9 protein-coding genes are annotated in these 8,171 nt (G+C 57.0%); 6 read left to right on the top strand and 3 right to left on the bottom strand.

Features of this window, described 5'->3' with window-relative positions; translation table 11 throughout:
* Window positions 1–265 precede the first annotated feature (265 nt).
* Window positions 266–766, top strand: a complete 501-nt coding sequence (locus EST62_RS11985; protein ID WP_129052316.1) for a CIA30 family protein — start codon at window positions 266–268, stop codon at window positions 764–766.
* A gap of 79 nt (window positions 767–845) precedes the next feature.
* Here the strand turns inward: EST62_RS11985 and EST62_RS13560 are convergent, their stop codons facing one another.
* Both EST62_RS13560 and EST62_RS11980 read right to left on the bottom strand, forming a co-directional pair.
* Window positions 846–998: a hypothetical protein gene (locus EST62_RS13560; protein WP_167599343.1), complete on the bottom strand. Its 153-nt coding sequence runs from the start codon at window positions 996–998 to the stop codon at window positions 846–848.
* Between the two features lie 81 nt (window positions 999–1,079).
* Entirely contained in the window at window positions 1,080–2,138 is a 1,059-nt protein-coding gene (locus tag EST62_RS11980) for a UDP-N-acetyl glucosamine 2-epimerase (RefSeq protein ID WP_245153630.1), read from the bottom strand.
* 72 nt (window positions 2,139–2,210) lie between these two features.
* Between EST62_RS11980 and EST62_RS11975 the strand changes: the two genes are divergently transcribed.
* Window positions 2,211–3,137, top strand: a complete 927-nt coding sequence (locus tag EST62_RS11975) for a hypothetical protein (protein ID WP_129052314.1) — start codon at window positions 2,211–2,213, stop codon at window positions 3,135–3,137.
* A 213-nt stretch (window positions 3,138–3,350) separates the two neighbouring features.
* On the opposite strand, the gene EST62_RS11970 is transcribed toward EST62_RS11975, so the two are convergent.
* The gene (locus EST62_RS11970) at window positions 3,351–3,605 is read right to left on the bottom strand and encodes an FmdB family zinc ribbon protein (protein ID WP_129052313.1); all 255 of its coding nucleotides are present in this window, start codon (window positions 3,603–3,605) and stop codon (window positions 3,351–3,353) included.
* Window positions 3,606–3,728: 123 nt separating this feature from the next.
* On the opposite strand from EST62_RS11970, the gene recO reads away from it, so the two are divergent.
* The 4 genes from recO (at window position 3,729) to EST62_RS11955 (ending at window position 8,145) form a co-directional block, all read left to right on the top strand.
* The gene (gene recO, locus EST62_RS11965) at window positions 3,729–4,511 is read left to right on the top strand and encodes a DNA repair protein RecO (RefSeq protein ID WP_129052312.1); all 783 of its coding nucleotides are present in this window, start codon (window positions 3,729–3,731) and stop codon (window positions 4,509–4,511) included.
* A 105-nt stretch (window positions 4,512–4,616) separates the two neighbouring features.
* Window positions 4,617–5,912 carry a glutamate-1-semialdehyde 2,1-aminomutase gene (gene hemL, locus EST62_RS11960; RefSeq protein WP_129052311.1) on the top strand — a complete coding sequence of 432 codons (1,296 nt, stop codon included), beginning with the start codon at window positions 4,617–4,619 and terminating at the stop codon, window positions 5,910–5,912.
* 291 nt (window positions 5,913–6,203) lie between these two features.
* A complete protein-coding gene (locus tag EST62_RS13825) occupies window positions 6,204–7,019 on the top strand; it encodes a hypothetical protein (RefSeq protein ID WP_245153628.1) in 816 nt (271 codons plus the stop codon).
* Window positions 7,020–7,086: 67 nt separating this feature from the next.
* Window positions 7,087–8,145, top strand: a complete 1,059-nt coding sequence (locus EST62_RS11955) for a pentapeptide repeat-containing protein (protein ID WP_371414699.1) — start codon at window positions 7,087–7,089, stop codon at window positions 8,143–8,145.
* The last annotated feature ends 26 nt before the right edge of the window (window positions 8,146–8,171 follow it).

The raw sequence follows: 8,171 nt of genomic DNA, 5'->3' as shown, positions 1-8,171 counted from the left end.
TACATTATGACTTTTATGAATATATGTGCTCAATTATTACACTTTTATCTTTAACGAAGCAGAGCTTCGGGGAATATATCCCATAGAGATTTAATCAGAAGATGGTTTTGGTGAGGTTGCTTCGTCTTAAGTTATTGTGAGAAAAGCATTTGTTTATTTAAGGCTTTCTTTCGAAAGCACTTTCGCCCCCTTGTTTCGAGATTCTATTCAATCAGCGGTTCCGACATGGAACCCAACATTTGAAAATCAATAAATCGTAATCACCATGCTCGTCTGTGATTTCAACACCTCGTGCCTGAACTGGATGAACGTCGATGACGTCGTGATGGGCGGCGTGTCGGACAGCGCGATGCGGCTGAACCCGGAAGGAGGCGCGACGTTCAGCGGCAATCTGTCGCTCGAAAACTCCGGCGGTTTCGCCTCGGTGCGCGCGGTGCTTGAGCGTCGGAATTACGACGGATTCGTCGGGTTCCGGATCAGGGTGAAGGGCGACGGCAAGCGCTACAGCTTCAGGGCAAGGAACGACGAACGGTTCGATGGCGTCGTCTATAAATTCGATTTCGAGACCGCGTCGGGCGAGTGGTGGGAGATCGAGCTTCCCTTTGCGGGCTTCACCCCAACCTTCCGGGGCCGAACGCTCAGCGACGTTCCGCCGCTCGACAGCGCCAATATCGCGCAGATCGGCCTGCTCATCTCCAGCAGGCAAGCGGGCGCGTTCCGGCTGGAGGTTGGGTGGATCGAGGCGTATCGGGCGGGTGGGGAGTGAGGGCGGGACGTATCTTCCTGGATTCATTGCTTTTGTGAAGGATGCTCCATTCTCAAGACATGGCGGGATTGGTTGCTATTCATTCGTCACCGACTCGCCCCTCTTCGCGCCAGTCTTCTTGCCCGGTCTGCTTTTTCAGCCTCCGGTATTTCGTAAATCCGACGCTCCGGGCGAGCTGTTCGAGCATCGAGACCGGTTCGGGAACGCTGCGATTCCGAGTACACTCCAGCACCTGCTTCCGTTCGCTGGCCGCCGTGAAAGACCCTCGCCGCGCCTGCTCCTGTTCGCGCAGAGCGCGGCGGCGCTTTTGCGCTCACTCCGCCCGTTCGAGCACTTCGGCAACGCGGGTGGCCGCCGCGCCGTCCCATTTTTCGGGAATCAGGGTTTTTTCCGACCGCTTGCCTGAGAGGATGACCGTGGCGCGTTTGAGAATTTCCTCTTCGTCGGGCGCGACCAGCACGTTGGTGCCAATTTCGACGGTCGAGGGGCGGGCGGTGCTCTGGCGCAGGGTGAGGCAGGGCACGTTCATCACGGTCAGCTCGGCCTCAAACTCGGCACTGTCGGTCAGCACGAACGCGGACTCCTTGAGCAGGCGCAAGAGGTCGATGTAGCCCGGCATGTCGATCATGCGGATCCCCGGTACGCCGCCCGCAAACTCAGCGGACGCCGGAATTCCCGGAAGCAGCACCGTCGAGGTGGCGGCGAGCGTTTCGAGCACCTTGCAGAGCGAATCGCGATTTCCGGAGCTTTCCGGTTTGAGCAAAACGGTGACGAACTTTTTCGGGACGAGCGAGAGCGTTTCGAGCACGGACGATTCGCTGGCTACGCCCATGAGCGTCACGAGGCTGTCGATGGCCGTGTTGCCGACAAAAAGGATGCGCTCGTCGGCGACCCCTTCGTTCATGAGGTTGTAGAGGCCGCTGTGCTCGCTGACGAAGTGGAGCGCGGCGACCGAGTCGATGACGAGGCGGTTGATCTCCTCCGGTTCGGCGCGGTCGTAGCTGCGCAGGCCCGCATCGAGGCTGATGACCGGAATGCCCATTTTCGCCGCCGTCAACGCTCCGGCCAACGACGCATGGTCGTGGCCGCCGGGAGCGACGAAGTCGGGTTCGATTTCGTTGAACAGTTGCCCGAAGGCGAGCATGAGCGACGCGGTCTGGCTGACCGGCGTTCCCGGCTCGAGTTCGATGACGCGAAGCTCATCCGGCAAACCGAATGCCGAGGCAAGCTCGTCGTGTTCGGCGCGGTTGCCGGGCGAGAGCACCCGGACGAGCACCGGCTCGAAGACGCCCTTTTTTCTGAAGACACTGACAAACGGGGCGGCATGGAGAAGCGCCGCGCGATCCTGGGCAATCAAGACTATTTTTTTCACAACGGACACCGGAAAGCTTTATTACATTAATAAACTGAACGATAACTCTTGGAGTAAACCCGAACCAGTCGCATGACAACAAGACGATCGATCACGATAGCCGCACTCTGCCTGCTCCCTGTGGCTCTATGGGTAACATCCCTGCCGGATAATACGCTCTCTGCGGAAAATAAGGAAACGATCCTTGAACACGCAGACCGGATCGAGGGTGGCCAGAGGCCCGGCCCGTCGAATACGACCATTCCTTACCGCTCGGCGGTCGGCAACGTCAAGTTCCTGCACGGCGAAACGACGCTGGAGTGCGACCGGGCGACCGACTGGCCCGACGGCGAGCGCATCGACCTCGAAGGCCATATCATCATCAAGGATAAGAGCGTAGAAACACGCGCCGATCGCGGCGTTTACCACACCGGTAGCGAAACCGGCGAGCTATCGGGCAATGTTCGCGGGCGGGTGATCGACGACAGCCTGACCACGAAATCGGCGCGGGCGGCGTTCGATCAGAAAAAGAACGAACTCTGGCTGTTCGACGATGCCGTTGCCTGGCAGCTCGGGCGGCAGCTCAGCGGCGACTCGATCCGGGTGCACGTCCGCGAGGTCGGCGGGGAAAAAAAGGTGGACGAAATCCAGGTGTTCGGCCACGCCTTTCTGGCCGTTCGCGACACGCTCTCGTCATCTCCCGCTTTGTATGACCAGCTCTCCGGCAGGCAACTGACGGCAAGCCTTGACGACAACTCCCGCCTGCGGAAGGTCGTCGCCATCAGGAATGCCCGAAGCCTCTACCATATTTACGACGACAAGAATCAGTCATCGGGCGTGAACTTCACCTCCGGAGAAAGGATTCGCATGTTCTTCGTCGATGGCAAACTCGATCGGATTCTCACCACCGGCAACCCGCTCGGCAAGGAGTACCCGAACTACATGCGCAATGATCCGGAGATCAACCTGCCCGGCTTCCGGCTGCGAGACAAGGAGAAGCCCGTTTTCGAGCAGCGCTGACAGAAGTGCGCCAATGCAGGAGGTGGTTTGACTGTGGTTCTGCAGGGGCGGGTTTCTTGCCCGCCCCCAATCAGGCGATCACCGATTGTTGCGTGAAGATTGATCTCGAGTGAGAAGAAACTCGTTTGCGAAGGGGTTGCCGGAAACCGGCATAAAAAAAGCCTTCCCGTTTTTCGAGAAGGCTTTTTCTGTTCTATTGCAATCACCGGGAACTCACTTCGCCAGAGGGCAATTGCCGGAGGCGCATCCGCCGCCGGACTCGGAACCTTTGGATGAAGATTTGCTGCCACAGTAGTCGGTGCTGTAGAAGCCCGATCCCTTGAGCACGAAGCCGCCCTCGGCGCTGATGACGCGCTCGTAAGACTCCTCGCCGCACTTGGAGCACTTCGTAAGGCTATCGTCGGTCATGCGCTGAAAAACCTCTTCTTCATGGCCACACTTGCCGCAGCGGTAATGATAGGTTGGCATACTTCTATTCCTCCGTTGAGAATCTTTTTCCTGTATGTTGATTTGGTATCTTCGGGTCGCGTGAACCCTGCAATGTTGGACGCTGTATATAACTATATTTAATCTCAAAAAAAAGTTTCACCGGTGATCGTCAAAACGCGCGCGGTCGTACTTCGCAACATCAAGTATCGAGACCAGTCAAAAATCTGCCTGCTGCTGACGCGGGAGTACGGTCAGGTGTCGGTGATCCTCAAGGGAGGTCGAAGCTCGAAGAGCCGCACTGGCCCACTCTTTTCGCCCGGCAACGTGATCGAGGCGGTGCTCTACAAAAAAGGCAACCGCGACATCCAGCTCCTGAGCGACGCCAGCCTCGTGCTCAGCCTGCTCTCCGAAGCGCCCGACCTCGACCGCTTCAGCGTACTCTACCGGGTGCTCGACCTGGTGCGCCACGCCTCCACGCACGAGGAGAAAAACGTGCCGCTCTTCACCATCACGCACTCGGCCATCTGGCGGCTGTGCCACGCGGAGCGCAACTTTCAGCCGATACTGGCCTGGTTCCTCTTGCGCCTCGTCGGCGTACTCGGCTTCGCGCCGTCGCTCGACCGCTGCGTTTTCAGCAAGGCCGACCTCGCGAGCAGCATCGACGAGATGAAGCTCGACGAGATCTTCTTCGTGCACGATCCCGGCGGCTTCGCCCTGCCCGGCAGCTCCGTGGCGACGGGCGCCTCGATCCAGCGAGTGCCGACGAGCCGCTACCGCTTCATCCGCGCCCTGGCCGCCACCGGCGGTAACGCGCCGTGCCCCGAAGATCCTCCGGACGAGGTCTCGGCAGTCACGGCGTTGTTGCAGGAGTACTGCTCCCGGCACCTCGACCGGACGCCGCACCGCAAGCACCTCGATATCGTCTCGCGCCTCATCTCCGCGTGAGCGCAGCAAGCGGGACGCCGGTTTTCAATCTTCGGGACTATTTTCTATCTTGACCAGTCATTTCATTACATCACTCCTCGACTAATTCAAACCGAACGATTCGACATGCCTGTACTTACCCGTTCTGCCGAGCTTTTTGAGAAAGCCAAAAAGTTCATCCCCGGTGGCGTCAACTCCCCGGTTCGCGCTTTCAAATCCGTCGGCGGCACCCCGATTTACATGGCCAAAGGCCAGGGCGCTTACATGACCGACGTTGACGGAAACACCTACCTGGACTATGTCGGATCGTGGGGGCCGTTCATTCTCGGCAGCATGCACCCCCGCCTGACCGCCGCGATTGAATACACCCTGCGCAACATCGGCACCAGCTTCGGCACCCCGATCGAAATCGAGATCGAAATCGCCGAACTGCTTTGCCAGATCGTACCGTCGCTCGAAATGGTTCGCATGGTCAACAGCGGCACCGAAGCCACCATGTCGGCCGTTCGCCTCGCTCGCGGCTACACCGGCAAGGACAAGATCATCAAATTCGAGGGCTGCTACCACGGCCACGGCGACAGCTTCCTCATCAAGGCCGGTTCCGGCGTGCTCACCCTCGGCGATCCCGACAGCCCGGGCGTCACCAAAGGCACCGCCAACGACACGCTCAACGCCACCTACAACGACATCGAGTCGGTCAAGGTGCTGGTCAACGAGAACAAGGGCCAGGTTGCCGCGATCATCATCGAACCGGTCGCAGGCAACACCGGCGTCATTCCTGCCAAGAAAGAGTTCCTCCAGGCCCTGCGCGAGCTGTGCGACCAGGAAGGCATTGTGCTGATCTTCGACGAGGTGATGTGCGGTTTCCGCGTGGCCCTCGGCGGCGCGCAGGAGCTGTACGGCGTCACCCCCGACCTCACCACGATGGGCAAGATCATCGGCGGCGGTCTGCCGGTCGGCGCATTCGGCGGCAAGCGCCACATCATGGAGAACATCGCGCCACTCGGCTCGGTCTATCAGGCAGGCACGCTGTCGGGCAACCCGCTCGCGCTGACCGCCGGCTTGGAAACCCTGAAGATCCTCATGGAGGAGAATCCCTATCCGGAGCTCGAAAGGAAAGCCGCGTTCCTCGAAGCAGGGTTCAAGGCCAACATGGACAAGCTCGGCCTGAACTACACGCAGAACCGCGTCGGCTCGATGGCTTGCCTGTTCTTCACCGAGAACGAGGTGTACGACTACCAGAGCGCCATCACCGCCGACACGGCCAAGTACGGCAAGTACTTCCACTCCATGCTCGACCAGGGCATCTACCTCGCCCCGTCGCAGTTCGAGGCCATGTTCACCAGCTTCGTGCACACCGACGAAGACCTCGAAAAGACGGTCGCGGCCAACTACAACGCCCTCGTCGCCGCGCACCAGTAAACGACGAGAGGACGCACCGTTACGAAAAAAGGGCTGCCAGAAAAGGCGGCCCTTTTTGGTTTTTACGATTACCTCAATCTGGTATGGGATTCACCCTGTTGCCCTTGACGCCCTTTCTTCAGTCACTTCAACCTTCCGCGACAGCGACTCCTTAACCTGCGGGAAACCCTCTATCTTGTGTCGGTGCGCTCCGCGATTTTGAGCGCCATTGCGATGAAGAATAGCCGCTAGGTCCCGTATATTCGAATGACAGGATTAGCGCGACAGCTTCGCAACACACTGCCATAATCCGTGGAACAACCACCAAAACCCGTCGAACAGACGCCATCGCCGAATGCTCCAGACGCACAAAAGCTGCTGGAGTCAGCGAACAACGCTTCGCAGCAAGTGGCCGTGCTCCATGCCGCGTTTATTGCCGCTTGCACCTACGTGATGGTCATCGCCTTCGGGCGTACTGATCTCGACCTGCTGATCGGCAAGGGCATTCGGCTACCGATTGTGGATACTGAGGTACCAATCGTCGGATTCTTCGCCGCGGCGCCTTGGATTCTCGTGATCGCCCACTTCAACCTGCTGTTGTACCTGCAACTGCTCGCCCGCAAGCTTCACGACTTCGACCAAGCCGATCAACAGGGCAAACTCCGCAGCCAGCTCCGGATTTTTCCGATCACCTGGTACCTTGCAGGACGAACCGAACAGTACACCCGTACCCTACTCTCACTGATGGCTTCGATCACCATCATCCTCCTCCCGCTGCTCGCTCTGTTTATCCTTCAATTACAGTTCCTCGCCTACCAGAGCGAAGCAATCACTTGGGGGCAGCGCATTGCCATCTGGGTTGACTTGGGGCAACTTATAGTGTTCTGGCCGCTCATCATCCAGTCAGGAGGGGTTTGGATCACTTTAAGCACCGGTACTCTCTGGCATCGGCTTATTCGCGGTGTTCTGGGGTTCGTCCTGGTGCGTTGTCACTGGGTTGATCACTATGTCGCTCACCACGATAACCTCAGTGATTTCTACACCAAGCCAAATCAATCGTATTGGGATAATCGTTGCCCTTCTTACCGGGGCGTTAGCCTTGTACGGCACAGCCGTAACAATATCTGACATCCCCAACTCTTTGGAATGGTTGAAAAACATATCATTCATTACAGCAATAATTGCACTATCCTCAATGACTGGCGCTTTATGGCTTTCGGTTGAAGGGCACAAAAAACCACGCAGTGGTATTATCATGTTGATCGTCGCCACACTTGGTTTTCCGCTATCTCTGGGCTTACAAGTCGATGGCGAATTCCTTGAACAACTGCTGATTGCATGCCAACCTAGCGAAAAGTACAGCAGCACCATGGTCAGCCGCATCTTCATCCCCGGCAAACGCATCCTGAATCTTCAGGAACAGCTACTGTTTGCCAACCACCCAGATCCGGAAATTGTGGCACAGCTCCGTTCCTCGGAATGGACAAAAGCGCTACAAAAAATCGAACCGATCAATCTGCAAGGCAGAAGCCTCCGCCATGCAAACTTTGAAAATGCAATTCTTTGTGGTGCTGACCTGAGAAATACTGAGCTTCAGGGCGCTAACTTTCGCCAAGCTTGGCTTCTGAGTGCTGACTTGTCCAAAGCTCAGCTTCGGGGCGCTAACTTGTTAGGGGCTAACCTTCAGGGAGCGGCCTTATTCGAAACACAGCTTAACAGTTCTGGCTTACTACACACGCAACTTCAGGGGGCTTACTTAAGATTCGCTCAACTTCGTGGGGCTAACTTATTCAACGCTCAACTTCAAAGCGCTAACTTGGGTGCGGTTCAGCTTCAGAGTGCAGATTTGACTGAGGCTAACCTTCAGGGAACTTATTTATCAGACGCTCAACTGCAAGGTGCCAACTTGTCTAATGCTGACCTTCGAGGCGCTGACTTGTTCGGGGCTGAACTTCAAGAGGCTAATCTGACCGGGACCAACCTTCAGGGCGCTAACTTAGCAATCACTCAACTCCAAGGTGCTGACTTGTCCGAAGCAAAACTTCAAGGCGCGAACCTGAGAGAAGCAAACATTTACGGCGTCATCATGAAAAAAAATACGACCGAGCTGATCGACGCAATAAAGCTGACCTGGAAAAATGAGCTTAAAAGTACCCCATTACTAAACGCCATAAAACCACACCTTCCCCTAAGTGTTAACATAGATGTCGCCTCAAGTAGAGGAGGCGAATTATGGGTTATTCACATGCCGTGAGACACAGTGTCCTGAAAAAAGTGCTG

The organism is Chlorobaculum sp. 24CR, assembly GCF_004118635.1.
Lineage (GTDB): Bacteria > Bacteroidota > Chlorobiia > Chlorobiales > Chlorobiaceae > Chlorobaculum.
Note: the sequence above shows the minus strand (reverse complement) of the source record. Positions and strands in the feature narration are given on the sequence as shown.